Annotated in this window: 22 protein-coding genes; 20 read left to right on the top strand and 2 right to left on the bottom strand. The window is 69.2% G+C overall.

Translation table 11 applies throughout. The annotated features are described in order from the left end of the window. Nucleotides 1-194: 194 nt before the first annotated feature. Nucleotides 195-884, bottom strand: a complete 690-nt coding sequence (gene radC / locus BLQ61_RS06500; RefSeq protein WP_091568062.1) for a RadC family protein — start codon at nucleotides 882-884, stop codon at nucleotides 195-197. A 99-nt stretch (nucleotides 885-983) separates the two neighbouring features. Here radC and BLQ61_RS06495 point away from each other — a divergent pair, with 99 nt between their 5' ends. The 5 genes from BLQ61_RS06495 to BLQ61_RS06475 all read left to right on the top strand — a co-directional run bounded on the left by BLQ61_RS06495 (nucleotide 984) and on the right by BLQ61_RS06475 (nucleotide 6,091). Continuing rightward, a complete protein-coding gene (locus BLQ61_RS06495) occupies nucleotides 984-1,457 on the top strand; it encodes an FKBP-type peptidyl-prolyl cis-trans isomerase (protein ID WP_091568059.1) in 474 nt (157 codons plus the stop codon). 3 nt (nucleotides 1,458-1,460) lie between these two features. Further along, nucleotides 1,461-2,423, top strand: a complete 963-nt coding sequence (ispH, locus tag BLQ61_RS06490) for a 4-hydroxy-3-methylbut-2-enyl diphosphate reductase (RefSeq protein ID WP_091568056.1) — start codon at nucleotides 1,461-1,463, stop codon at nucleotides 2,421-2,423. Nucleotides 2,424-2,547: 124 nt separating this feature from the next. Then, nucleotides 2,548-3,393, top strand: a complete 846-nt coding sequence (locus BLQ61_RS06485) for a hypothetical protein (protein WP_091568053.1) — start codon at nucleotides 2,548-2,550, stop codon at nucleotides 3,391-3,393. Next, nucleotides 3,384-4,580: an OmpA family protein gene (locus BLQ61_RS06480; RefSeq protein WP_091568047.1), complete on the top strand. Its 1,197-nt coding sequence runs from the start codon at nucleotides 3,384-3,386 to the stop codon at nucleotides 4,578-4,580. Before BLQ61_RS06485 ends, BLQ61_RS06480 begins: the two co-directional genes overlap by 10 nt. A 191-nt stretch (nucleotides 4,581-4,771) precedes the next feature. Next, complete coding sequence (locus tag BLQ61_RS06475) at nucleotides 4,772-6,091, top strand: hemolysin family protein (protein WP_091568045.1); 1,320 nt, start codon at nucleotides 4,772-4,774, stop codon at nucleotides 6,089-6,091. An 82-nt stretch (nucleotides 6,092-6,173) separates the two neighbouring features. Here the strand turns inward: BLQ61_RS06475 and BLQ61_RS06470 are convergent, their stop codons facing one another. After that, nucleotides 6,174-6,842, bottom strand: coding sequence for a CBS domain-containing protein (locus BLQ61_RS06470; protein WP_091568042.1), 669 nt, complete (start codon nucleotides 6,840-6,842; stop codon nucleotides 6,174-6,176). A gap of 102 nt (nucleotides 6,843-6,944) precedes the next feature. Here BLQ61_RS06470 and serS point away from each other — a divergent pair, with 102 nt between their 5' ends. From serS to BLQ61_RS06395, 15 genes are all read left to right on the top strand, one after another. Then, nucleotides 6,945-8,261, top strand: a complete 1,317-nt coding sequence (gene serS, locus BLQ61_RS06465) for a serine--tRNA ligase (RefSeq protein WP_091568040.1) — start codon at nucleotides 6,945-6,947, stop codon at nucleotides 8,259-8,261. A gap of 227 nt (nucleotides 8,262-8,488) precedes the next feature. After that, on the top strand, nucleotides 8,489-12,427 hold the full coding sequence (locus BLQ61_RS06460; RefSeq protein WP_091568037.1) for a DUF3683 domain-containing protein: 3,939 nt from the start codon (nucleotides 8,489-8,491) through the stop codon (nucleotides 12,425-12,427). An 86-nt stretch (nucleotides 12,428-12,513) separates the two neighbouring features. Further along, a complete protein-coding gene (locus BLQ61_RS06455) occupies nucleotides 12,514-13,002 on the top strand; it encodes an HIT family protein (RefSeq protein ID WP_091568605.1) in 489 nt (162 codons plus the stop codon). A 350-nt stretch (nucleotides 13,003-13,352) separates the two neighbouring features. After that, complete coding sequence (locus BLQ61_RS06450; RefSeq protein ID WP_091568034.1) at nucleotides 13,353-13,763, top strand: gamma-butyrobetaine hydroxylase family protein; 411 nt, start codon at nucleotides 13,353-13,355, stop codon at nucleotides 13,761-13,763. A gap of 139 nt (nucleotides 13,764-13,902) precedes the next feature. After that, nucleotides 13,903-14,634 (top strand): bifunctional demethylmenaquinone methyltransferase/2-methoxy-6-polyprenyl-1,4-benzoquinol methylase UbiE, encoded by a 732-nt coding sequence (gene ubiE / locus BLQ61_RS06445; protein WP_091568032.1) that lies wholly within the window; start codon nucleotides 13,903-13,905, stop codon nucleotides 14,632-14,634. Nucleotides 14,635-14,719: 85 nt separating this feature from the next. Next, complete coding sequence (locus BLQ61_RS06440) at nucleotides 14,720-15,745, top strand: Tim44 domain-containing protein (RefSeq protein WP_091568029.1); 1,026 nt, start codon at nucleotides 14,720-14,722, stop codon at nucleotides 15,743-15,745. Between the two features lie 79 nt (nucleotides 15,746-15,824). Then, a complete protein-coding gene (locus BLQ61_RS06435; protein WP_091568026.1) occupies nucleotides 15,825-16,391 on the top strand; it encodes a hypothetical protein in 567 nt (188 codons plus the stop codon). Continuing rightward, a complete protein-coding gene (ubiB, locus tag BLQ61_RS06430) occupies nucleotides 16,388-17,956 on the top strand; it encodes a ubiquinone biosynthesis regulatory protein kinase UbiB (RefSeq protein ID WP_091568024.1) in 1,569 nt (522 codons plus the stop codon). The genes BLQ61_RS06435 and ubiB overlap by 4 nt, the downstream gene beginning before the upstream one ends. A 59-nt stretch (nucleotides 17,957-18,015) precedes the next feature. Then, nucleotides 18,016-19,467: a high affinity choline transporter 1 gene (locus tag BLQ61_RS06425; RefSeq protein ID WP_091568021.1), complete on the top strand. Its 1,452-nt coding sequence runs from the start codon at nucleotides 18,016-18,018 to the stop codon at nucleotides 19,465-19,467. 81 nt (nucleotides 19,468-19,548) lie between these two features. Continuing rightward, nucleotides 19,549-19,815: an FmdB family zinc ribbon protein gene (locus BLQ61_RS06420; RefSeq protein WP_091568018.1), complete on the top strand. Its 267-nt coding sequence runs from the start codon at nucleotides 19,549-19,551 to the stop codon at nucleotides 19,813-19,815. A 2-nt stretch (nucleotides 19,816-19,817) separates the two neighbouring features. Then, on the top strand, nucleotides 19,818-20,462 hold the full coding sequence (locus tag BLQ61_RS06415) for a DUF502 domain-containing protein (RefSeq protein WP_091568016.1): 645 nt from the start codon (nucleotides 19,818-19,820) through the stop codon (nucleotides 20,460-20,462). A gap of 123 nt (nucleotides 20,463-20,585) precedes the next feature. Next, on the top strand, nucleotides 20,586-22,382 hold the full coding sequence (gene aspS / locus BLQ61_RS06410; RefSeq protein ID WP_091568013.1) for an aspartate--tRNA ligase: 1,797 nt from the start codon (nucleotides 20,586-20,588) through the stop codon (nucleotides 22,380-22,382). Nucleotides 22,383-22,499: 117 nt separating this feature from the next. Next, entirely contained in the window at nucleotides 22,500-23,291 is a 792-nt protein-coding gene (locus BLQ61_RS06405) for a curli production assembly/transport component CsgG (RefSeq protein ID WP_091568010.1), read from the top strand. Nucleotides 23,292-23,308: 17 nt separating this feature from the next. Beyond that, nucleotides 23,309-23,785, top strand: a complete 477-nt coding sequence (nudB, locus tag BLQ61_RS06400) for a dihydroneopterin triphosphate diphosphatase (protein WP_091568603.1) — start codon at nucleotides 23,309-23,311, stop codon at nucleotides 23,783-23,785. Next, a complete protein-coding gene (locus BLQ61_RS06395) occupies nucleotides 23,782-24,558 on the top strand; it encodes an endonuclease/exonuclease/phosphatase family protein (RefSeq protein ID WP_091568007.1) in 777 nt (258 codons plus the stop codon). The genes nudB and BLQ61_RS06395 overlap by 4 nt, the downstream gene beginning before the upstream one ends. Nucleotides 24,559-24,567: the final 9 nt, after the last annotated feature.

Below are 24,567 nucleotides of genomic sequence, written 5' to 3'. Positions count from 1 at the left end.
CGGCGCCGATGGGCTCGGCGCAGCCGGTCTGGATGCATGTCCTGCGTGCAACGTCGGCCGGGGCGGTGCGGGGTCGAGCGGTGGCCTTGCCGCATTCGCCGACAGGGCTGGTGCTGACCCGGCGGTGCCCGTGGCTGCGCAGGTGCCTGCGCCCCTGCCGACGCGCGCTGCCGCCCCGCGCGGCGCCCGAAGGTTCACACCAGGCCCTGCTCGGCCATCGACAGCGACGCCCCCGGCGCGACGATGACGTGGTCCAGCACGCGTACGTCCACCAGCGCCAGGGCGCTTTTCAGGGTCTGCGTCAGCGCCTCGTCGGCGCGGCTGGGCTGCACGCTGCCGCTGGGGTGGTTGTGCGCCAGGATGACGGCGGCGCTGTGGTGGTGCAGCGCGCGCAGCACCACCTCGCGTGGGTAGACGCTGGTCTGCGTCAGCGTGCCGCGAAACAGCTCCTCCAGCGCGATCAGCCGGTGCTGGCTGTCCAGGAACAGCACGGCGAAGACCTCGTGCCCGCGCGCCGCCAGGTGCAGCTGCAGGTACTGGCGCACGGCCGCGGGCGAGTCGAACACCGCGCGCTCGGCCAGCTGCTCGGCCAGCGCGCGGCGCGCCAGCTCCAGCACGGCGACCAGCTCGGCGCGCTTGGCCGGCCCCAGGCCCTTGATGCGCGAGAGCTGCGCCATGTTGGCGTTCAGCAGCCCGGCGATGCCGCCAAAGCCCCCTTGCGCGGGCGGCGCCAGCAACTCATCGGCCAGCTGCAGCACGCCCTTGCCGACGATGCCGGTGCGCAGCAGGATGGCCAGCAGCTCTGCGTCGGCCAAGGCGGCGGGGCCGCGCGCGAGCAGTTTCTCGCGCGGTTGGGCGTCGGGCGGCAGGTCCTTGAGCGGCATGGGGTCGGGGCCGGTTTCCTACAATGGCGGGCAGTGTATCCAGCGCCTGCGGGCGCCCTGTCGTTTCCCTTTCTCCGGCCCTGGCGCCGCTCCCATTCCATGACTGCAAACGCTACCGCCGCCGGCACGCCGCTCGTGCAGGCCGGCTCTTTCCTCACGCTGCATTACCGTTTGGCGGGCCCGGCGGGCGACGTGATCAACACCTTTTCCGACAAGCCGGCGACGCTCACCGTGGGCACCGGCGAGCTGTCGCCGGCGCTGGAGGCGTATCTGATCGGCCTGCCCGAAGGCACGCGCCAGACTTTCCAGCTGGCCGCCGGCGAGGCCTTCGGCGAGCGCAACGCCGACATGCGGCAGTGGGTGGCGCGCAAGCTGCTCGACGAGCTGGGCGACCCGCAGGAGCAGTACCGTGTGGGCGACGTGGTGCAGTTCCCCATGCCCGGCGGCGCCGGCCAGTACGCCGGCCTGGCGCTGGAGGTGCGCGAGAGCGACGGCGCGGTGCGCTTCGACTTCAGCCACCCGCTGGCTGGCGTGGCGGTGACGTTCGAAGTGCAGATCATCGGCGTGCTGTAGGCCATGAACGCACCACATGAAATCCTGCTGGCCGAGCCGCGCGGCTTCTGCGCCGGCGTGGACCGGGCCATCGAGATCGTCGAGCGCGCCCTGGCCAAGTTCGGCGCGCCGATCTACGTGCGCCACGAGATCGTGCACAACACCTACGTGGTCAACGACCTGAAGGCCAAGGGCGCGATCTTCATCGAGGACCTGGCCGACGTGCCGCCCGGCGCGACGCTGGTGTTCTCGGCCCACGGCGTGAGCCGCGCGGTGCAGGAAGAAGCGCGCGCACGCGGCTTTTCCATCTTCGACGCCACCTGCCCGCTGGTGACCAAGGTGCACGTCGAGGTCGCCAAGCTGGCCAAGGAAGGCTACGAGTTCATCATGATCGGCCACAAGGGCCACCCCGAGGTCGAGGGCACGATGGGCCAGCTCGACAGCGGCATCCACTTGGTCGAGGACGTGGCCGACGTGGCGCGCGTGCAGCCGGCGCAGACCGAAAAACTCGCCGTGGTCACCCAGACCACGCTGTCGGTGGACGACGCCGCCGAGATCAGCGCCGCCGTGCGTGCGCGCTTTCCCTCCATCCGCGAGCCCAAGCAGCAGGACATCTGCTATGCCACGCAGAACCGCCAGGACGCGGTCAAGCTGCTGTCGCCCCAGGTGGACCTGGTGATCGTGGTCGGCAGCCCGACCAGCTCCAACAGCAACCGCCTGCGCGAGCTGGCCGCGCGCCTGGGCCGGCCCGCCTATATGGTGGACAGTGCCGACGAACTGCGCGCCGAATGGTTCCAAGGCGTCTCGCGCGTGGGCCTGACCGCAGGCGCCTCGGCGCCCGAGGTGCTGGTGCAGGCCGTGATCGAGCGCATCAAGGCGCTGGGCGCCGTGGCCGTGCGCAAGATGGAAGGGATCGAAGAAACGGTGAAATTTCCGCTGCCCAAGGGGCTCAGGCTGGAGGCGCCCCCCGCCACAGGCATGGCCTGAGCATGCATCGGGGGTGGGCGAATCATCCCCTTACAATTTCCCCGCCATGCCGGCAGAGCCCCAGGGCGTCTCCGGCCCTCTGCGTCCAGACGCCTCCGCCCCTTTGCTCCGCTTGGCCCTGCCCATGGAAAACCGTTCGATTGCCCAGGACATCCGCAACACCGGTTTTGCCTTGCGCGACTGGCTGGGGCCGTATTACATGCTGGGCGGTGCGGTGGCGTTTGGCATCGCCATGCTCACGCTGCTGGACCCCAGCGGGTGGCTGGTACGCGGCGTAGGCGCGGCGCTGCTGACGGTGACGTTGCTGGCCTGGGCGCGCCACTTCCATCTGCACTGGCGCCAGCCGGCACCGCCGCTGGTACAGCCAGAAATGCAAGGCACGGACGAGAATGGCTCCGTCAGCCCGCACGGCGTGCTGCTGGCGATCACGCTGTTCTTTCTGTGCGGCATCGTGATTTCCGAGGCGTTCATGGCGCACCAGCGCTCGGCGCCCGCTCGCGCCACCGGAGCCGCCGCCCCGGCCGAGGCCGATGAGGCAGCGGGTGCCATCCAGGTGCAGTCGCTGGCGGATGTCACAGCCCGAACGGCTGCGCTGTCACGGCCCAATGCAGCGCAGCCTGCGGCCGAAGCGGCACAGGCCGGCCCGACTTCCGCTTCCGCCGCAGCGATGGTGCGGGCGGCGCCCAGGCCCGAGCCCGGCCCTGCGCCGGTAGCGGCGCCGGCCCAGACCCAAGCGGCTGTGGCTGTGGGCGTGCCGCTTGCCCAGGCATCTGTCGCCCCGCCAAGGCGACAGGCCGCGCAGCCACCGCGCGCCGATGCCGCGCCTGCCGCCAGCAGCGCGCCGGCCCCTGCTGGCTCGGCGCTGACGGCCCAGCAGCGCGCGCGCTGCACTGAGCTGCTGTCGCGCTTCAGCCTGGGCGAGACTCTGCAGCCATCCGATCGCCATTACCTGGGGACCACATGCCACTGACGACCGCCTCTGTCCTGCGCCGTGCGCGCCATGTGCTGGGCGGCTGCCTGCTGGGCGTCCTGGCCGCCTGCATCAGTAACCCGCCCGCGCCGCCGGCCGCCGCCGCCGGCAGCCTGCCGGTGGCCGTCGCGCGCCTGGGCGACGACCTGGCGGGGCAGCTCAACACCAGCATCCTGCAGCGCATGCGCAGCCGCCGTGTGGTGCTGGACCCGTTCATCGACGCGCATAGCGGCCAACAGACCGCCAGCGCTGCGCATGCCGCCCAGCTGCTGACGCAGCGCCTGGCGATGCAGGACGGGGGCCTGAAGATCGAGCCGTTCGACGCCCAGGGTGTGCAGCACGCCGACTACGTCATCGCCGGCACCCTGGCGCGCCCGGATGGCGGCGGCGCCGACTACGTGCTCAGCGCCACCGTCACCGAGCGGCGCACGGCGCTGGTGATCGCCAGCTCCACCGCGCGGGTGGCGGCCGCCGAGATCGACGCCGCGCCCACCGCCTACTTCGCCGACAGCCCGTCGCTGGTGTCCGACCGGCTGACGCAGGGCTACATCCAGACCGCGCGCGCGCCGCAGGGCAGCGCCGCCGACGGCCCGTATCTCGCCTCCCTGGACACCGCCGCGCTCATCAACGAGGCCACCCAGGCCTACGACGCCGGCCGCCATGCCGACGCGCTGGCGCGCTACCAGGCTGCCGCCCAGCGGCCTGATGGCCAGCAGTTACGGGTGTTCAACGGCCTGTACAACTGCCACGGCAAGCTGGGCCAGACGCAGCAGGCCGAGGCCGCTTTCGCGCAGATCGTCGCCCTCGGCCTGGCCACCGACAACTTGGCGGTGCGCCTGTTGTTCAACCCCGGCACAACCGAGTTTTGGCGCGAGCGCGCGGTGAGCGCCGTGTATCCGGCATGGCTGCGCCAGATTGCGCGCGAGACGGTGGCGGGCGCCTACTGCCTGACGGTGGTCGGGCACACCAGCCGCACCGGCAGCGAGACGGTGAACGAGCGTCTGTCGCAGGCCCGCGCCCGTGCCGTGCGCGAGCTGCTGCTGGCGCACGAGCGCGCGCTGGCCGGGCGCATCGAGGTGGACGGGCGCGGCTGGCGCGAGAACATCATCGGCAGCGGCACCGACGACACGCGCGATTCGCTGGACCGGCGGGTGGAGTTCAAGGTACGCCACTGCAGCGCGGGCTGAGCACTCGGCTGCTTTCAAAAAAATAGCTGCAGGCCCTTTGAATACAAGGGCTGAGGCCCGATTTGGCCCCTGAGCCGGCAATGGCACGCGGCATGCGCCCGCATGGCGCGCGGCGCAAGCCCCTGCACAATGCAGGCCTTCCTACAATTCCCGTCCCGCCACACCCAGGGAGCATCACGGGCTCCCCGCATATGGAAATCGCCTTACTTTTCGCCCTCATCGTGCTCAACGGACTGTTTGCCATGTCCGAGCTGGCGCTGGTGTCCGCGCGCCGCGCGCGGCTGCAGAAGCTGATCGACGAGGGCGACAGCGGCGCCATAGCCGCCGCCAAGCTGGGTGAGGACCCCACGCGCTTCCTGTCCACCATCCAGATCGGCATCACCTCCATCGGCGTGCTCAACGGCATCGTCGGCGAGTCGGCCATGGCCAAGCCGTTGGGCGAGTGGCTGATCCGCCTGGGCATGGACGCGCAGACTGCCGGCTGGGTCGCCACCGGCCTGGTGGTGCTGGTCATCACCTACTTCTCCATCGTCGTCGGCGAGCTGGTGCCCAAGCGGCTGGGCCAGAGCTACCCCGAGACGCTGGCGCGCCTGGTGGCGCGGCCGATCAACTGGCTGGCGATTGCCACCAAGCCCTTCGTGCGGCTGCTGTCGGTATCCACCCAGGGCCTGCTGCGCCTGCTGGGCGTGAAGGAAACCTCGGCCACCGTCACCGAGGCCGAGATCCATGCCGTGCTGGCCGAGGGCACCAGCGCCGGGGTGATCGAATCCAACGAGCATCTGATGGTGCGCAACGTCTTTCGCCTGGACGACCGGCAGATCGGCTCGCTGATGGTGCCGCGCGCCGACGTGGTGGTGCTGGACGTGCTCGATTCCTTCGAGGACAACCTGGCGCGCATCGAAGAGTCCGACCACGCGCGCTTTCCGGTGGTGCGCGGCGGCATGGAGGACATCCTGGGCGTGCTGAACGCGCGCCAGTGGCTGTCGCGCGCGCTGCGCGAGCCGGCCGCGCGCGAGCTGACCAACCTGCCGCTGCAGACCGCGCTGTACGTGCCCGAGACCATCAACGGCATGGAGTTGCTGGACAACTTCCGCCAGTCGGGCGTGCAGATGGCCTTCGTCATTGACGAGTACGGCGAGGTCCAGGGCATCGTCACGCTGCAGGACCTGATCGAGGCCATCACCGGCGAATTCACCACGCTCGACCCGGCCGACGCCTGGGCGGTGCAGCGCGAGGACGGCAGCTGGCTGCTGGACGGGCACATCCCGGTGCCCGAGCTGAAAGACCGGCTGCAGCTGGCCAGCGTCCCCGAGGAAGAGCGCGGGCGCTACCACACCCTCAGCGGCATGGTCATGCTGCTGACCGGCAAGCTGCCGGGCGTCACCGACACGGTGCAGTGGGAGGACTGGCAGTTCGAGGTCGTGGACATGGACGGCAAGACCATCGACAAGGTGCTGGCCACGCGGCTGGCGCCGGTGGTGGTGGATACCGATCCCGGCGTGGAGATGTGAGTGTTTCAGGCCAAAATGGCCTGTAGCCCTTGAGTCGCAAGGGCCTGTAGCTCCTGAATAAATAGCGGTCGAGCGTTCCGCGTCAGCTCCACAGGTCCAGCGGCGGGTCGTTGGCCACCGCGCGCAGGATGTCGGTGCGCGAGACGAACCCCAGCAGCCCGCCGCGCTCGTCGGTCACGGGCAGGCCCGGCAGGCCGGTCTCCAGCAGCACGCTGGCCAGGCGGCGCAGCTCGGTGTCGGGCGCCACCGTGGGCACTGGGGTGACCATGGCCTGCTCCACCGTGCGCTGCGCACGCGCGATGGCGGCGCGCACGGCATCGCGCCCGGGCAGCAGCTCGGTCGGTGCCAGGTCGGCGCGCAGCAGCAGCCCCACCACCAGCCCCTGGGCGTTCAGCACCGGCGCCTGGGCGATGCCGCGCTCGATCATCCAGGCCCAGGCCTCGTGCGCGGGCATCTGCGCCGGCACGTCGATGCCGCCCTCCGTCATCACGTCGCGCACCTGCGTCAGCTGCTGACGCGGCTCGGCCGGGCCCTGCTCGGTCTGCACGTAGGCGGATACGGCCTCCAGCACGCGCAGCGGCACGCTGGGTGCGGGCGGCGGGGGCAGGGGCGCGGGCGCCTCGCGCGTGACCTCGTCGGTGGCCACGCGCAGGGCCTGCGGGCGCTGCACGCGGTGCACCGGCGCCACCTGGCCCAGCTGCCCCGGTCCGCCGCGAAACATCTGCCCCGAGGGGCCGAACACGAAGAACATGGCCTGATTCCTTTTGCCTGGACGCGCTGCGGATATGTCCATGGTATCGGCGCCGCGGCGGTGCGCATGAGGGCCGTGCGCGGCCTCTTAAAATCGCCGGCTATGCTCGACATCCTCCTGCTTCGCAAAGACCTGTCCTCGGCCATCGCCCGGCTGCAGACCCGCAAGAACCCCCAACCTTTCCTGGACGTTCAGGCCTTCCAGGCGCTGGAGTCCGAGCGCAAACAGCTGCAGACGCGCACCGAGGAGCTGCAGGCGCAGCGCAACCAGCTGTCCAAGCAGATCGGCCAGCTCATGGGCCAGGGCGACCGGGCAGGCGCCGAGGCCGCCAAGGCGCAGGTCGCCGCGCTCAAGGGCGAGCTGGATGGCTCGGCCGCGCGGCTGGAGCAGATCCAGGACGCGCTGCAGGCCATGCTGGTGGCCGTGCCCAACCTGCCGCACGAGAGCGTGCCGCTGGGCCAGGATGAAGCGGGCAACGTCGAGGTGCGCCGCTGGGGCCAGCCGCGCGCATTCGACTTCGCCGTGCGCGACCATGTCGACCTGGGCGCGCCGCTGGGCCTGGACTTCGATCTGGGCACCAAGCTGACCGGCTCGCGCTTCACCGTCATGCGCGGCCCGGTGGCGCGGCTGCACCGGGCGCTGGCCGCGTTCATGCTGGACGTGCAGACGGCCGAGCACGGCTATACCGAGTGCTACGTGCCCTACATCGTCAACGCCGACTCGCTCAAGGGCACGGGCCAGCTGCCGAAGTTCGAGGGCGACCTGTTCGCCGCGAAGAAGGGCGGCCAGGAGGGCGAGCCGGTGCCCGACGATGCGCAGCTGTACCTGATCCCGACCAGCGAGGTGCCGCTGACCAACATCGTGCGCGGCGAGGTGCTGCAGGAGGCGCAGTTGCCCCTGCGCCTGACGGCGCACACGCCGTGCTTTCGCTCCGAGGCCGGCAGCTACGGGCGCGACACGCGCGGCATGATCCGCCAGCACCAGTTCGACAAGGTCGAGATGGTGCAGATCGTGCACCCCGACAAGAGCTACGCGGCGCTGGAGGAGATGACCGGCCACGCCGAGGCCATCCTGCAGCGCCTGGAGCTGCCCTACCGCGTGGTCAACCTGTGCACCGGCGACATGGGCTTCGGTGCCGCCAAGACCTACGACCTGGAGGTCTGGCTGCCGGCGCAGGGCACCTACCGCGAGATCAGTTCGGTCAGCAACTGCGAGGCCTTCCAGGCGCGGCGCATGCAGGCGCGCTTCAAGAACGCACAGGGCAAGAACGAATTCGTGCACACGCTGAACGGCTCGGGCCTGGCGGTGGGCCGCACGCTGGTGGCGGTGCTGGAGAACTACCAGAACTCGGACGGCAGCGTGACCGTGCCCGAGGTGCTGCGGCCCTACCTGGGCGGGCTGGACGTGCTGCGCGCCTGAAGCTTCGTGCTGTAGCGCAGACCCTCACCCCGGCCCTCTCCCGCGCGCGGGAGAGGGAGTGGCAGCCGCACGGTGCAGCATCGAGCGCCAGCATTCCTGTCAATGCTCTGCACCACGCCGCCACGCCACGGGGGGCGGGGCGCGGCCTCTTTACCCCTGCCGTAAAATCGCCGGCCCCCCACGAGCGACACGCGGGCGCGGCCAGCGCCCGATTCAGGTTGACCCCCATGAACGTTCCGATAGCGCTGGCGGCCGTGCAGGCTGCGCAGGGCGCCGAGCCGGCCCGGCTGCGCGAGATTCCGTACAACTACACCTCGTTTTCCGACCGCGAGATCGTGATCCGCCTGCTGGGCGAGGCCGCCTGGGGCGTGCTCGACCAGCTGCGCCGCGAGCGCCGCACCGGCCGCTCGGCGCGCATGCTCTATGAAGTTCTGGGCGACATCTGGGCGGTGCAGCGCAACCCCTATCTGCAGGACGACCTGCTGCACAACGACAGCCGGCGCCGACTGCTGGTGGATGCCATGCGCCACCGCATGGCCGAGATCGACAAGCGTCGCCTGCCGCACGAGGATAGCGGGCGCGACCGCCTGGTCGGCCAGCTGGTGGAGGCCGCCAACCGGGCGATCGCCGAGTTCGACACCACCCTGGTGCAGGCCGCCGCGCTACGCCGCGAGGTGCAGCGCCGCCTGGCGCCGCACACGCACAAGGACAACATCAAGTTCGACGGGTTGTCGCGCGTATCGCACGTGACGGACGCGACCGACTGGCGCGTGGAATACCCGTTCGTCGTGCTCACGCCCGACACCGAAGCCGAGATGGCCCCGCTGGTGCGCGAGTGCATCGCGCTGGAGCTGACCATCATCCCGCGCGGCGGCGGCACCGGCTACACCGGTGGGGCGATTCCGCTGACTTGGCGCAGCGTCGTTATCAACACCGAAAAGCTCGAGGCCATGACCGAGGTCGAGCAGGTGCGCTTGGCCGGCCTGGCGCACGACGTGCCGACGGTGTGGAGCGAGGCCGGCGTGGTGACACAGCGCGTGGCCGACGCGGCCGAGCGCGCCGGCTACGTCTTCGCCGTAGATCCGACCTCGATCGAGGCCAGCTGCATCGGCGGCAACATCGCCATGAACGCCGGCGGCAAGAAGGCCGTGCTGTGGGGCACTGCGCTGGACAACCTGGCCAGCTGGCGCATGGTCACGCCCGACGGCGAGTGGCTGGAGGTGACGCGCATCGGGCACAACCTGGGCAAGATCCATGATGCCGAGGTGGCCAGTTTCGAACTGCAGTACTTCCAGGCCGATGGCAAAACGCCGATCCGCACCGAGCGGCTGGACATCCCCGGCCGCACCTTCCGCAAGGAAGGCCTGGGCAAAGACGTGACCGACAAGTTCTTGTCGGGCCTGCCCGGCGTGCAAAAGGAAGGCACGGACGGATTGATCACCAGCGCGCGCTGGATCGTGCACCGCATGCCGGCGCACACGCGCACCGTCTGCCTGGAATTCTTCGGCCACGCCCGCGACGCCGTGCCGAGCATCGTCGAGATCAAGGACTTCATGTTCGCCGAGGCGCAGCGCTCCGGCGTGCTGCTGGCCGGCCTGGAGCACCTGGACGACCGCTACCTGAAGGCCGTCGGCTACGCCACCAAGAGCAAGAAGGGCGGCGGCAAGCTGCCAAAGATGGTGCTGATCGGCGACCTGGTCGGCGACGACCCGGACGCCGTGGCGCGCGCCGCCGCCGAGGTGGTGCGCATCGCCAACTCGCGCGCCGGGGAGGGCTTCACGGCGGTGAGCCCCGAGGCGCGCAAGAAGTTCTGGCTGGACAGGAAGCGCACGGCGGCGATCTCGCGCCACACCAACGCCTTCAAGATCAACGAGGACGTGGTCATCCCGCTGCCGCGCATGGCCGAGTACACCGACGGCATCGAGCGCATCAACATCGAGCTCAGCTTGCGCAACAAGCTGGCGCTGTGCGATGCGCTGCAGGACTTCTTCGCGCAGGAGCAGCTGCCCCTGGGGCAGCAGGACGATGCGCAGGGCATCCCCGCGGCGGTGCTGCTGGGCGACCGCGTGGCGCAGGCGCAGGCACTGTTGTCCGAGGTGCGCCAGACCTGGGCCGAGTGGCTGCAGCAGGTGGACATGCTCTTTGCCCAGCTACAGGACCACACGCTGCGCGCCAGCTGGAAGGCGCAGATCCGAAAGCCGCTGGAGGCGATCTTCGCCGGCGCGCCCTACCAGCCGATCCTGGAGGCCGTGCAGGCCATCCACCAGCGCGTGCTCAAGGGCCGGGTGTGGGTGGCGCTGCACATGCACGCCGGCGACGGCAACGTGCACACCAACATCCCCGTCAACAGCGACGACTACGCCATGCTGCAGACCGCGCACGAAGCGGTCGAGCGCATCATGCAGCTGGCGCGCTCGCTGGACGGCGTGATCTCGGGCGAGCACGGCATCGGCATCACCAAGCTGGAATTTCTGACTGACGAGGAACTGGCGCCCTTTGCCGCTTACAAGCAGCGCGTGGACCCGCGCGGGCACTTCAACTGGGGCAAGCTGCTGCGCGATCCCGCGCTGCTGGCCGCCAGCCAGCCGGGGCACGCCGGCGATGCGGGCGATGCCAGCGGCAACGGCACGCGCCGCTCGCTGCGCTATGCCGACCTGACCAACGCCTACACGCCCAGCTTCGGGCTGATGGGGCACGAGTCGCTGATCATGCAGCAAAGCGACCTGGGCGCCATCGTCGCCAGCGTCAAGGACTGCCTGCGCTGCGGCAAGTGCAAGCCGGTGTGCTCGACGCACGTGCCACGCGCCAATTTGCTCTATTCGCCGCGCAACAAGATCCTGGCGACCTCGCTGCTGGCCGAGGCCTTCCTGTACGAGGAGCAGACGCGCCGCGGCATCTCCAGCCACCACTGGCAGGAGTTCGAGGACGTGGCCGACCACTGCACCGTCTGCCACAAGTGCTACGTACCGTGCCCTGTGAAGATCGACTTCGGCGACGTCAGCATGAACATGCGCAACCTGCTGCGCAAGATGGACAAGAAGAGCTTCCGCCCCGGCAACAAGCTGGCCATGGCGATGCTCAACGCCACCGAACCGCGCACCATCAACACGCTGCGCGCGGGCATGGTCAACGTCGGCTTCAAGGCCCAGCGCGTGGCCGTCGATGCGCTGCGCGCCGTCGGCCGGCGCCAGACGGCGCACCCGCCCGCCACCGTGGGCACGGCGCCGGTCAAGGAGCAGGTGATCCACTTCGTCAACAAGAAGCTGCCCGGCGGGCTGCCGACCAAGACCGCGCGGGCGCTCCTGGACATCCAGGACAAGGACTACGTGCCCATCATCCGCAACCCGCAGACGGCGGCGGACAGCGAGGCGGTGTTCTACTTCCCCGGCTGCGGCTCGGAGCGGCTTTTTTCCCAAGTCGGCCTGGCGACGCAAGCCATGCTGTGGCATGCCGGCGTGCAGACCGTGCTGCCGCCCGGGTATCTGTGCTGCGGCTATCCGCAGCGCGGCAGCGGCCAGTTCGACAAGGCCGAGAAGATGATCACCGACAACCGGGTGCTGTTCCACCGCGTGGCGACCACGCTGAACTACCTGGACATCAAGACCGTGGTGGTCTCGTGCGGCACCTGCTACGACCAGCTGCAGGGCTACCAGTTCGACAAGATCTTCCCGGGCAGCCGGATGATCGACATCCACGAGTTCCTGCTGGAAAAGGGCATCGCGCTGCCCGCGGGCCAGGGCGGCTACCTGTACCACGAGCCCTGCCACAACCCGATGAAGCAGGGCGACTCGATGCAGACCGTGCGCGCGCTGGTCGGCGACCAGGTGCTGAAAAGCGACCGCTGCTGTGGCGAGTCCGGCACGCTGGGCGTGACGCGCCCTGACATCTCCACCCAAGTGCGCTTTCGCAAGACCGAGGAAATCCGCAAGGGCGAGGCGCAGCTGCGTGCCAGCGGCGCCGTGCCGCAGCAGGGCAACATCAAGATCCTGACCAGCTGCCCGAGCTGCCTGCAGGGCGTGTCGCGCTACCAGGACGACCTGTCCAATGGGCTGCTGGAGGCCGACTACATCGTGGTCGAGATGGCGCGGCAGATCCTGGGCGAGGACTGGATGCCGCAGTTCGTGCAGCGCGCCAACGCGGGCGGCATCGAGCGGGTGCTGGTGTGAACGTGGCCCCCACGCTCGGCACTGACGTGTCCTCGCTGCCCCCCGAGGGGGCGCTCGCCAGCTTGGGGCGGCCCGGCGCTGGCTCGGTGGCGCCCACGCCCGACACTGATGCGTCCTGGAGTTCCAATTGCCCACTGTGCGCCGCCGATGGCGGCACGCTGGTCTGGCGCGGCGCGCGGCTGCGCGTCATCCACGCGGACGAGCAGGGCTTCCCGGCGTTCTATCGCGTGGTCTGGAACGCCCACGTGGCCGAGTTCACCGACCTGGCCGAGCACGAACGCCTGCGCTGCCTGCAGGCCGTGGCGCTGGTCGAACAGACGCTACGCGAGCACGTCCGGCCGACCAAGGTGAATCTGGCCAGCCTGGGCAACATGGTGCCGCACCTGCACTGGCACGTCGTGGCCCGCCACACCTGGGACAGCCATTGGCCCGCGCCGATCTGGGCCGCGCCGCAGCGCCCGCGCGCGCTGCAGCAGGAGGCCGAGCTGGCCGCGTGCCTGCCGGCGCTGCACGCGGCGCTGCACGCACGGCTGGCGCAGTGGGCGGCCGAAGCGCCGGCCCATGTCCACGGCTGAAGGCGCGCACCGCACGCACGCGCCCGTCCCTTGGCGGCAGGCATTGTTATCAAAAATGATAGCTGGATGTCGTGACAAGCAAAGGGTCAGTGGCTGATTTCATTGTTTTTCGTGTGGCGCTGGGGTTGGGCGATGCCCGCTCCCGCAGGTGGCGCCGCGCCGCCGTGCGCGGGCCGTGCGGCACCCGCCCGGGTCCCGCGTGGCAGGCCTGGCGCCGTCTGCCGTGCTTTCGGCCGGGTCGCCCATGGGGGTTTGTGCGGGGTGCCGCGCGCCGGGCAGCCGAAAATGGCCGTTTCCCGGGCGGCCCACGCCGTCCCGATCGACACTGGCAACCCAGGCCCCCGCATCCCATGACTGCACCTTCCACCGATCCCACGCCCCAGGCCATCACCGTGCATGAACAGTCGCGCGTGCTGGAAGTCTCGTTTTCCGACGGCGCCACGTTCCGCATTCCGTTCGAGCTGCTGCGGGTGTATTCGCCCTCGGCCGAGGTGCAGGGCCACGGCCCCGGCCAGGAAGTGCTGCAGACGGGCAAGCGCGACGTGACGCTGGTCGGGCTGGAGCCGGTCGGCCACTACGCGCTGCGCCCGGCCTTCTCCGACGGCCACGACAGCGGCCTGTTCACCTGGGCCTATCTGTACGAGCTGGGCCGCGACCAGGAGCAGCTGATGCAGGAATACGAGCGCCGGCTGGCCGCGGCCGGCAAGGACCGCGACGCGCCCATGCCGGTGCGCGCCAGCGGTGGCTGCTCCAGCCACTGACCGGGCCGGCCGCCACGGCGGCGGAGCATTGAAAACCCTGCCGACCCACGCCATCTTTGTGGGCCCATACGCCACACATGCCCCACGCGGGCGCGGGGTTGTCCCTGTGTCCGTGCAACCCCTGACCTAGCATTCCCCCATGAACACCACCCATTTCGGTTTCCAGTCGGTCGACGAAGGCGACAAGGCGCGCCGCGTGCGCGGTGTGTTCGACTCGGTCGCGCCCAAGTACGACCTGATGAACGACCTGATGTCGGGCGGCCTGCACCGTGCCTGGAAGGCCTACACGGTGATGGTGGCCAACCTGCGCGAGGGCGACCGGGTGCTGGACATCGCCGGCGGCACTGGCGACCTGGCGCTGGCTTTCGCCAAGAAGGTCGGCAGCACCGGCCAAGTGGTGCACACCGACATCAACGAGGCCATGCTGCGCACCGGCCGCGACCGCCTGATCAACGCCGGCGTGGTGCTGCCCACGGCCGTGTGCGACGCCGAGCACCTGCCGTTCCCCGACCACCACTTCGATCTGGTCAGCGTGGCCTTCGGCCTGCGCAACATGACGCACAAGGACGCCGCGCTGCGCGAGATGGCGCGGGTGCTCAAACCCCGCGGGCGCTTGCTGGTGCTGGAGTTTTCCAAGGTCGCCAAGCCGCTGGAGAAGGTCTACGACTGGTACTCGTTCAAGGTGCTGCCGCGCCTGGGCTCGATGGTGGCGGGCGACGCCGCCAGCTACCAGTACCTGGCCGAGTCCATCCGCATGCACCCGGGCCAGGACGAGCTCAAAGCCCTCATGCAGCAAACTGGCTTCGGGCATGTGGACTATCACAACATGACCGGCGGCGTGGTCGCCTTGCATGTTGGAATCAAGTGCTGAACAGCCGTATCTCACAGCGGCCAGACAAAACGAACGCGCGAATTTCACCTCACGCTCACCGCTCAATCACTTTTTGGGAGATGACATGAACAGCAAACTGTGGTCCGTAGCCCTGGTCGCCGTGCTGGCGCTGGTGTCCCTGGACGCCGACGCCCGCCGCATGGGCGGGGGCAAATCCTTCGGGCGCCAGTCCAGCAACGTGACGCAGCGCGAGGCCACGCCGCCGCGCGCGCCTGGCGCCCCGGCGCAGCAAAACGCCGCCCAGTCCAGCGCCGCCGCGCCGGCCGCGGCTGGCGCCACCGGTGCCGCTGCCGCCGCGACCAAGAAGCCCTGGGGCGCCATGCTCGGCGGCCTGGCTGCCGGCTTGGGCCTGGCCTGGCTGGCCAACTCGCTCGGCATGGGCGCGGGTTTTGCCCAGTTCCTGATGTTCGCGTTGCTGGCGCTGGCCATCATGGCGGTGGTCGGCATGGTGATGCGCTCGCGCCGCAATGGCGCTGCCGCGTCGCGCGCCGCGCCGTCGCCGTTCGCTTTCCAGGGCGCCGGAGCCGCCGCGCCGCCAGCCGACGTGCAGATGCCGCGCCAGTACAACCCCGAGAAGGTCGGCAACGACGCCTCCGCGCGTCCCTGGGAAAGCCACGGCAGCGCCTTTCAGGCACAACCTGCTGCCGCGGGCGCAGGCTCGATGATCGGCTCGGCGCTGGCCGGTTCGCAGAACTGGGGCGTTCCCGAGGGCTTCGATACCGCCGGCTTCCTGCAGGCCGCCAAACGCAACTTCACCACGCTGCAGGCCGCCTGGGACAGCTCGGACATCACCACGCTGCGCTCCATGATGACCGACGCCATGTTGGGCGAGATCCGCACCCAGCTGGCCGAGCGCGAGCAGCACCGCGGTGGCGCCGAGCCCAACCACACCGACGTGGTCATGCTGGAAGCGCAGCTGCTGGGCATCGAGGACCTGGGCGACGGCTACATGGCCAGCGTCGAGTTCTCCGGCATGATCCGCGAGGAGCCCTCGGCTGGCCCGAGCCCGTTCCGCGAGGTCTGGAACATGACCAAGCCCAAGAGTGGCGCTAGTGGCTGGCTGGTGGCCGGTGTGCAGGCGCTGCAGTAAGAGCAGTCAGCCAAGGGCGCGGCGCGCGCGGCCAAAAAGCCGACAGCGCCCGTGCCACTTCGGGGAATAATCGGGGACTATGCCTAAGCAGTCCCCTTTTTCGTTTCTGGACGGCCTCATGGAGCGCGTCGTGTCCGGGCCGCAGCCGCCCGCGTGGCTGGTGCATGAGGTACAGCACCGCGCCGTGCTGTTCCTGAACCACGTGCTGATGCAGGAGCGCGAAGCCATGGACCGCCTGGCACGCCAGAGCGGGCGCACCGCGCACGTACAGTGGCGCGGTTACTCCATGACGCTGGCCATCACCCCGGCCGGACTGCTGGACCTGGCGCCCGAAGGTGCCGTGCCCGACCTGCGGCTGGAAGTTTCCGAGACCTCGCCCCTGAGCCTGGCGCGCGGCGCGCTGGCGGGTGAGCGCCCGACCATCCGCATCGAGGGTGACGTGCAGCTGGCAGCCGACATCAACTGGGTGGTGGACAACGTGCGCTGGGATGTCGAGGAAGACCTGTCGCGCCTGATCGGCGACACGCCGGCGCGTGCCGTGGCCTCGGTGGCCGAGCGCGTGGCGGCGGCACTGCGCCGCTTCGTTGGCGCGCGCATGGGTGCGCGCAGCAGCGTGGACACGCACACCGACCGCTCGCCCCCATGAAGCGCTTCGTTCGCGGCTTCACCATCGTGCGGGTGGTGCTGCGCCATGGCCTCGATGAGGTCGTGCTGTCGAATTTCCGCCACCCGTGGCTGCATTCGCTGACGCGCGTCCTGACTTTCGGGCGCCGGCTGGACGCCCCGCGCGGCGTGCGCCTGCGCCTGGCGCTGGAGAGCCTGGGGCCGATCTTCGTGAAGTTCGGCCAGGTGCTGTCCACCCGGCGCGACCTGATGCCGCCGGACATCGCCGACGAGCTGGCGATGCTGCAGGACCGGGTGCCACCGTTCGACCCGGCAATTTCGATCGCCACCATCGAGCGCGCCTTCCGCCGGCCGCTGAACGAGGTCTTTGTTTCGTTCGAGCGCACGCCGGTTGCCAGCGCCTCCATCGCGCAGGTGCACTTCGCCGTCATCCGCGACCGCGACGGCGTAGAGCGCGAGGTGGCCGTGAAGGTGTTGCGCCCTGGCATGCTGCCGGTGATCGATCAGGACCTGGAGCTGATGGGCATGATGGCCGGCTGGGTCGAGCGCCTGTCGGCCGACGGCAAGCGCCTGAAACCCCGCCAGGTGGTCGCCGAGTTCGACAACTACCTGCACGACGAGTTGGACCTGATCCGCGAGGCGTCCAACGCTGCGCAGCTGCGGCGCAACATGGCCGGGCTGGACCTGGTGCTGATCCCGGAGATCTTCTGGGATTTCTGCCACCCCGACGTGCTGGTGATGGAGCGCATGTACGGTGTGCCCATCAGCCAGGTGGGGCGGCTGCGCGAGGCCGGCGTGGACATCCCGAAGCTGGCACGCGACGGCGTGACCATCTTCTTCACACAGGTGTTCCGCGACGGCTTCTTCCACGCCGACATGCACCCGGGCAACATCCAGGTCAGCCTCGACCCGGCGACCTTCGGGCGCTACATCTCGCTGGACTTCGGCATCGTCGGCACGCTGACCGAGTCCGACAAGGAATACCTGGCGCAGAACTTCGTGGCTTTCTTCCGCCGCGACTACAAGCGCGTGGCCGAGCTGCACATCGAAAGTGGCTGGGTGCCGCCGTCCACGCGCGTGAACGAGCTCGAATCCGCCATCCGCGCGGTGTGCGAGCCGTACTTCGACCGGCCGCTCAAGGAGATCTCGCTGGGCATGGTGCTGCTGCGGCTGTTCCAGACCTCGCGGCGCTTCCAGGTCGAGATCCAGCCACAGCTGGTGCTGCTGCAAAAGACGCTGCTGAACATCGAGGGCCTGGGGCGCCAGCTGGACCCGGACCTGGACCTGTGGAGCACAGCCAAGCCGTTCCTCGAAAAATGGATGCTCGAGCAGATGGGGCCGCAGCGCTTCTGGCGCGAGCTCAAGGCCGAGGCGCCGCACTACGCCAAGCTGGTGCCCGAACTGCCGCGCCTACTGCATGACTACCTGCGGCACCGTCCGGACCGCGCGCGCGAGCAGCAGCTGCTGGCGCTGTTGGCCGAGCAGCGGCGCACCAACCGGCTGCTGCAGACGCTGATCTACGGCGGCCTGGGCTTCGTGCTCGGTCTGCTGGTCATGCAGCTGTTCGTGCGTGTGCACGTGCTCTGAGCGGCGTCAGCCTTCTCCGCCACCTTTCTCTTTTCTCTCACTTGCCCAGGAGTTGCCCCGTGTTGCTCTTCATGGTGATTGCCTATCTGTTTGTCACCATCGGCATCGGCCTGTGGGCCGCGCGGCGCGTGCAGAACACCGCCGACTTCGCCATCGCCGGGCGGCACCTGCCGATGTACATGATCATCACCACTACGTTCGCCACGTGGTTCGGCTCGGAGATCGTGTTGGGCGTGCCGGCCAAGTTCATCAAGGGGGGGCTGAATGCGGTGGTGGAAGACCCGTTCGGCGCCGGCATGTGCCTGATCCTGGTGGGCGTGTTCTTTGCGGCCAAGCTCTACCGCATGTCGCTGCTCACCATCAGCGACTACTACCGCGAGCGCTACGGCCGCACCATCGAGATCGTCTGCTCGCTGATCATCATGCTCAGCTACCTAGGCTGGGTGTCGGCGCAGGTCACAGCGCTGGGCCTGGTGTTCAACCTGCTGTCGGGCGGACTCATCAGCATCCCGTGGGGCATGGCCATCGGCGTGGGCTCCATCTTGGTGTACACGCTGTGGGGTGGCATGTGGTCGGTGGCGGTGACCGACTTCATCCAGATGATCATCCTGGTGGTGGGCCTGCTGGTGCTGGCGTTTTTCGCCGCCGACATGGCGGGCGGCGCCGGCCGCGTGATCGACCTGGCGGTGAGCCGCGACATGTTCCGCTTCTGGCCCGAGCCGACCTGGCATGAGATGGTCTTCTTCTTCGGCGCCGCCATCACCATGATGCTGGGCTCGATCCCGCAGCAGGACGTGTTCCAGCGCGTGATGTCGGCCAAGTCGGAAAAGGCCGCCACCCACGGCACGGTGATCGGCGGCAGCGCCTACATCCTGTTCGCCTTTGTGCCCATGTTTCTGGTGGCCAGCGCCCTGATCATCATGCCCGAGCAGACCGAGGCACTGCTGGGCGACGACCCGCAGAAGGTGCTGCCGACGCTGGTCATGGAGCGCATGCCGGTGGTCATGCAGGTGCTGTTCTTCGGCGCGCTGCTGTCGGCCATCAAGTCCTGCGCCTCGGCCACGCTGCTGGCGCCGGCCGTCACCTTCACCGAAAACATCTGGCGCCAGTTCCGCCCCACCTATATCAGCGACGACGAGAACCTGCGCATCATGCGCATCAGCGTTTTCGTGTTCGCCGTTTGCGTGCTGATTTACTCCATCAAGATGGAAGGCACGCCGATTTTCGAGCTGGTCTCCGGCGCCTACCAGGTGCCGCTGGTGGGCGCCTTCGTGCCGCTGGTGTTCGGCCTGTACTGGAAGCGCGCCAACACCCAGGGCGCGATGAGCGCGGTGCTGCTGGGCATCGGCACCTGGGTGCTGTTCATGGCCGTGCCGGCGCTGGGCGAGGCGTTTCCGCAGCAGCTGGCGGGAGTGCTGGCGGCGGTGGCAGGCATGGTGGCCGGCTCGCTGGCGCCGCAGCTGGTGCGCAACGCGCACCTGCCGGCGCAGCCCGTGGCCGGCCTGGAATGAGCCCGGCCGGCGCCGGGCCGCTGCAGGGGTGCCTGCCTATAATTGCGGGTTTTTGCCCAACCCTCTCGCGCGCCTTTCGCCATGCCTATCTACGCCTACCAGTGCGCCCAATGCGGCCACGCCAGGGACGTGCTGCAGAAGATGTCCGATGCTCCTTTGAGCACCTGCCCGGCCTGTGGCGCCGCTGCGTTCTCCAAGCAGCTCACGGCCCCGGGCTTTCAGCTCAAGGGCACTGGCTGGTATGCCACCGACTTCAGCGGCAAGAAGCCCTCGGCAGCCCCCGATGCTCCTAAGAAGGAAGCTGCAGCCCCAAGTCCTGCGCCGGCTGCAAGCACTTCCGACGCATAAAAATGCAAAAGATCGCCCCCACGGTCGCGCTGCGCAAGTGGCTGTTCACGGGCCTGCTGGTCGTCGTGCCCGGGGTGATCACGGCTTGGGTGCTGACCTGGATCGTCGGCACGCTGGACCAGACGCTGGCCATCCTGCCCGGCGCCTGGCAGCCGGACCGGCTGCTGGGCTTTCACATCCCCGGCTTCGGCGTGCTGCTCACCCTGAGCATCCTGCTGGCCGTCGGCGCGCTGGCGAGCAACTTCGCCGGGCGCAAGCTGGTCGCGCTGGGCGACGCGCTGGTCAGCCGCATCCCGGTGGTGCGCTCCATCTATTCCAGCGTCAAGCAGGTCTCGGACACGCTGTTTTCCGAAAGCGGCAACGCCTTTCGCACGGCCGTGCTGGTGCAGTGGCCGCGCGAGGGGGTGTGGACGGTGGCGTTCATCACCGGCCAGCCGTCCGGCGAGGTGGCAGCCTACCTGCGCGATGAATACGTCAGCGTCTACGTGCCCACCACGCCCAACCCCACCGGCGGCTACTTTGTGCTGATGCGCAGGAGCGACTGCGTGGAGCTGGACATGAGCATCGACGCCGCCTTGAAATACATCGTCTCCATGGGCGTCGTGGCGCCGCCCGACCCACTGGCCGCCGCCGAGGCGGCGCGCTAGCGAAGGCGCCCACGCACCATCCGCGCGCGGCCGGCCCGGTGACCGGCGGCGCCACCTTTCACCGCAATTCACCATCCACCTGAAGCGCCCTGCATGGCAGGGCGCAGGAAGAAAAACCGAACCATGGCCATGCGCTCCCACTACTGCGGTCTCGTGACCGAAGCCCTGATGGGCCAAACCGTCACCCTGTGCGGCTGGGTGAACCGCCGCCGCGACCACGGCGGCGTCATCTTCATCGACCTGCGCGACCGTGAGGGCTACGTGCAGGTGGTGTGCGACCCGGACCGCCCAGAGATGTTCAAGATCGCCGAGGACATCCGCAACGAGTTCTGCGTGCGGGTCGTGGGCGTGGTGCGCGCGCGCCCGGAAGGCACGACCAACGACAAGATCCCCAGCGGCCAGATCGAGGTGCTGTGCCACGAACTGCAGGTGCTCAACGCTTCGGTCACGCCGCCGTTCCAGATGGACGACGACAACCTGTCGGAGACCACGCGCCTGACGCACCGCGTCATGGACCTGCGCCGCCCGGCGATGCAAAAGAACCTGATCCTGCGCTACAAGACGGCGATCCAGGTGCGCAACTTCCTCGACGCCGAGGGCTTCATCGACATCGAGACGCCCATGCTGGGCAAGAGCACGCCCGAGGGCGCGCGCGACTACTTGGTGCCCAGCCGGGTGCACGACGGCCAGTTCTTCGCGCTGCCGCAGTCGCCCCAGCTGTACAAGCAGATGCTGATGGTGGCCGGCTACGACCGCTACTACCAGATCACCAAGTGCTTCCGCGACGAGGACCTGCGCGCCGACCGCCAGCCCGAGTTCACGCAGATCGACTGCGAGACCTCGTTCCTGGGCGAGGACGAGATCCGCGCCATCTTCGAGCGCATGATCCGCGAGGTCTTCGACAAGCAGCTGGGCGTGCAGCTCGGCGACTTCCCGACCATGGCGTATGGGGAGGCCATGCACCGCTTCGGCTCGGACAAGCCGGACCTGCGCGTCAAGCTCGAGTTCACCGAGCTGACCGACGTGATGCGGGATGTGGACTTCAAGGTGTTCTCCACCCCGGCGACGACCCCGGGCGGGCGCGTGGTGGCGCTGCGCGTGCCGGGCGGCGGCCAGATTTCCCGCGGCGAGATCGACCAGTACACCGAGTTCGTCAAGATCTACGGTGCCAAGGGCCTGGCGTGGATCAAGGTCAACGAAGCCGGCAAGGGCCGCGAGGGGCTGCAGTCGCCCATCGTGAAGAACCTGCACGATGCGGCCATCGCCGAGATCCTGCAGCGCACCGGCGCGCAGGACGGCGATCTGCTGTTCTTCGGTGCCGACAAGGCCAAGGTGGTGAACGACGCCATCGGCGCGCTGCGCTTGAAAGTCGGCCACAGCGAGTTCGCGAAGAAGGCCGGCCTGTTCGAGGACCGCTGGGCGCCGCTGTGGGTGGTGGACTTTCCGATGTTCGAGCACGACGAGGAAGACAACCGCTGGGTTGCCGTGCACCACCCCTTCACCAGCCCGAAGGACGGCCACGAGGACCTGATGGACACGGACCCCGGCGCCTGCATCGCCAAGGCCTACGACATGGTGCTGAACGGCTGGGAGCTGGGAGGCGGCTCGGTGCGTATCCACCGCGCCGACGTGCAAGCCAAGGTCTTTGCCGCGCTGAACATCACGCCCGAGGAGCAGCGCGCCAAATTCGGCTACCTGCTGGACGCGCTGCAGTACGGCGCGCCGCCGCACGGCGGCCTGGCGTTCGGCCTGGACCGCCTGATCACGCTGATGACCGGAGCCGAGTCGATCCGGGACGTGATCGCCTTCCCCAAGACCCAACGCGCGCAGGACCTGCTGACCCAGGCGCCGTCGCCGGTGGACGAGAAGCAACTGCGCGAGCTGCACATCCGGCTGCGCAATCCGGTGGCGGCGGGTTGAGCCCGGCAGGATTTGCACGATAGTCAGGGCGCCCATGGGCGCCCTTTTCTTGGTCTCACGCTGGACACTGACGCCATGGCCCTTCTGTGCAACCATGCTCGCCCGCATGCCGTGGGAATGCTGCTCCTCGTCGCCGCACTGCTCACCGGCTGCGGCGAAAAGAAGACCGAACTCGGCCAGGGCGGCTCGGTCGTGTCCGGCTCGGCCGGGCCGGCGGGCGCGCAGAACGCGGCGCATGAACTGCTGCACTGCGACGCGCCGGTGGCCACGGTGGCGCTGGCCGAGAACCCGCACGGCTACGTCATGTCCAGCCAATACCAGTTGCCGCCATCGCCTGTACCGCTGGTCAAGCTGCTGGCGCAGCAAAGCGGCTGCTTTCGCGTGGTGGACCGCGGCGCCGGCCTGCGTGGCACGGTGCAGGAGCAGGACCTGAAGAATGCCGGCGTGCTGCGCCGGGACGGCTCCACGGTGCAGCGCGGGCGCGGCTACGAGGCGCAGTACACCCTCATGCCGAGCCTGACGTTCAGCGAGCAGGACGCCGGGCGCGGCCTGGGCGGCATCGTGGCCATGGTCCCGGTGCTGCGCGACTTTCCCGTGCTGGCCGGGCTGGTCGAGCAGGTCAAGTTCAAGGAGGCGCAGACCGCGCTGCTGCTGTCGGACAACGAGACCACCGAGCAGGTCGCCGCCGCCACCGGCGCCGCGCGCACCACTGATCTGGGCGTGGCCGGGCTGGTGCTCGGCCGGCTGGGTGGTGGTGCCGGTGCCGGCTGGAGCAACACCAATGAAGGCAAGGTGATCGCTGCTGCCTTCCTGGACGCGCACAACCAGCTGGTGCTGCAGGCGCGCGCACTGCAGGCGCGGCCGCTGCCGCCCGCGGTGCCGGCGCGTGCCGCTGCCGCAGGCCGGTGAACCAAAGCGCCAGCCGCATGACCGCCATCGTCCATTACAAGATTCCCCGGTCGGTACTGGTCGTGATCCACACGCCCGGCCTGCAGGTGCTGCTGCTGCGCCGCGCCGACACCGCGCAGGAGTTCTGGCAATCCGTCACCGGCAGCAAGGACCACGAGGACGAGACCTGGCTGCAGACCGCCGCGCGCGAGGTGGGCGAGGAAACCGGCATCGACGCCAGCGCGCCGGGCTGCCGTCTGACGGACTGGGGGCTGGAGAACGTCTATACCATCTACCCGGAGTGGCAGCACCGCTACGCCCCGGGCGTCTGGCACAACACCGAACGGGTGCTGGGGCTGTGCGTGCCGGCGGGCACCCCGGTCGCCCTGAGCCCGCGCGAGCACACGGCATACGCCTGGTGGGACTGGCGCGAGGCGGCGCGGCGCTGCTACTCGCCGTCCAACGCCGAGGCCATCCTGATGCTGCCCCGATTCGCCGATGCTGCCGTGCCATGACCGCCCAGAACCACACCGCTGAACCCATCACCACCGAGCACCCCGGCATCCTGCGCGTGGCCACCTACAACATCCACAAGGGCGTGCAGGGCCTGGGGCCGGCGCGTCGCCTGGAAATCCACAACCTGGGCCTGGCCGTGGAGCAGCTGGACGCCGATATCGTCTGCCTGCAGGAGGTGCGCGCCATGAACCGGCGCGAGGCGCTGTACTTCGACCGCTGGCCCGAGGTATCGCAGGCCGAGTACCTGGCGCCCGAGGGCTATGCGGCCATCTACCGCACCAACGCCTACACGCGCCACGGCGAGCACGGCAATGCGCTGCTGACGCGCTGGCCGGTGGTGGGGCACCGACACGAGGACATCTCCGACCACCGCTTCGAGCAGCGCGGCCTGCTGCACGTCGAGGTCGAGGTGCAGGGCCGGCGCGTGCACGCCATCGTCGTGCACCTGGGGCTGATCGCGGGCAGCCGCCTGCGCCAGGTGGCGCAGATCCAGCGCTTCATCGAGCGCGAGGTGCCGGGCGATGCGCCGCTGGTGGTGGCCGGCGACTTCAATGACTGGGGCCTGCAGATCAAGAACATGCTGGCTGGCTTCGGCCTGTTCGAATACGACGAGGCGCCGCAGGCCTATACCTACCCGGCGCGGCTGCCGATGGTGCAGCTCGACCACGTGTACGTGCGCGGGCTGCGCCCGCTGTCGCTGCACGTGCCGCGCGGGCGCATCTGGTGGCGCATGTCTGACCACCTGCCGCTGATCGCGGAATTCCAGCTGTAGCGCACGTGC

The sequence above is a fragment of the Oryzisolibacter propanilivorax genome, assembly GCF_900103645.1.
GTDB lineage: Bacteria > Pseudomonadota > Gammaproteobacteria > Burkholderiales > Burkholderiaceae_C > Melaminivora > Melaminivora propanilivorax.
Note: the sequence above shows the minus strand (reverse complement) of the source record. Positions and strands in the feature narration are given on the sequence as shown.

Bases quoted from the DNA above. Each gene is read 5' to 3' on its own strand.
- radC (WP_091568062.1), bottom strand. From the start codon at position 884: ATGCCGCTCAAGGACCTGCCGCCCGACGCCCAACCGCGCGAGAAACTG.
- BLQ61_RS06405 (WP_091568010.1), top strand. From the start codon at position 22,500: ATGCTGCTCCTCGTCGCCGCACTGCTCACCGGCTGCGGCGAAAAGAAG.
- ubiB (WP_091568024.1), top strand. From the start codon at position 16,388: ATGAAGCGCTTCGTTCGCGGCTTCACCATCGTGCGGGTGGTGCTGCGC.
- BLQ61_RS06435 (WP_091568026.1), top strand. From the start codon at position 15,825: ATGCCTAAGCAGTCCCCTTTTTCGTTTCTGGACGGCCTCATGGAGCGC.
- ispH (WP_091568056.1), top strand. From the start codon at position 1,461: ATGAACGCACCACATGAAATCCTGCTGGCCGAGCCGCGCGGCTTCTGC.
- ubiE (WP_091568032.1), top strand. From the start codon at position 13,903: ATGAACACCACCCATTTCGGTTTCCAGTCGGTCGACGAAGGCGACAAG.
- BLQ61_RS06450 (WP_091568034.1), top strand. From the start codon at position 13,353: ATGACTGCACCTTCCACCGATCCCACGCCCCAGGCCATCACCGTGCAT.
- serS (WP_091568040.1), top strand. From the start codon at position 6,945: ATGCTCGACATCCTCCTGCTTCGCAAAGACCTGTCCTCGGCCATCGCC.
- BLQ61_RS06470 (WP_091568042.1), bottom strand. From the start codon at position 6,842: ATGTTCTTCGTGTTCGGCCCCTCGGGGCAGATGTTTCGCGGCGGACCG.
- nudB (WP_091568603.1), top strand. From the start codon at position 23,309: ATGACCGCCATCGTCCATTACAAGATTCCCCGGTCGGTACTGGTCGTG.
- aspS (WP_091568013.1), top strand. From the start codon at position 20,586: ATGGCCATGCGCTCCCACTACTGCGGTCTCGTGACCGAAGCCCTGATG.
- BLQ61_RS06420 (WP_091568018.1), top strand. From the start codon at position 19,549: ATGCCTATCTACGCCTACCAGTGCGCCCAATGCGGCCACGCCAGGGAC.
- BLQ61_RS06395 (WP_091568007.1), top strand. From the start codon at position 23,782: ATGACCGCCCAGAACCACACCGCTGAACCCATCACCACCGAGCACCCC.
- BLQ61_RS06495 (WP_091568059.1), top strand. From the start codon at position 984: ATGACTGCAAACGCTACCGCCGCCGGCACGCCGCTCGTGCAGGCCGGC.
- BLQ61_RS06480 (WP_091568047.1), top strand. From the start codon at position 3,384: ATGCCACTGACGACCGCCTCTGTCCTGCGCCGTGCGCGCCATGTGCTG.
- BLQ61_RS06415 (WP_091568016.1), top strand. From the start codon at position 19,818: ATGCAAAAGATCGCCCCCACGGTCGCGCTGCGCAAGTGGCTGTTCACG.
- BLQ61_RS06460 (WP_091568037.1), top strand. From the start codon at position 8,489: ATGAACGTTCCGATAGCGCTGGCGGCCGTGCAGGCTGCGCAGGGCGCC.
- BLQ61_RS06485 (WP_091568053.1), top strand. From the start codon at position 2,548: ATGGAAAACCGTTCGATTGCCCAGGACATCCGCAACACCGGTTTTGCC.
- BLQ61_RS06475 (WP_091568045.1), top strand. From the start codon at position 4,772: ATGGAAATCGCCTTACTTTTCGCCCTCATCGTGCTCAACGGACTGTTT.
- BLQ61_RS06440 (WP_091568029.1), top strand. From the start codon at position 14,720: ATGAACAGCAAACTGTGGTCCGTAGCCCTGGTCGCCGTGCTGGCGCTG.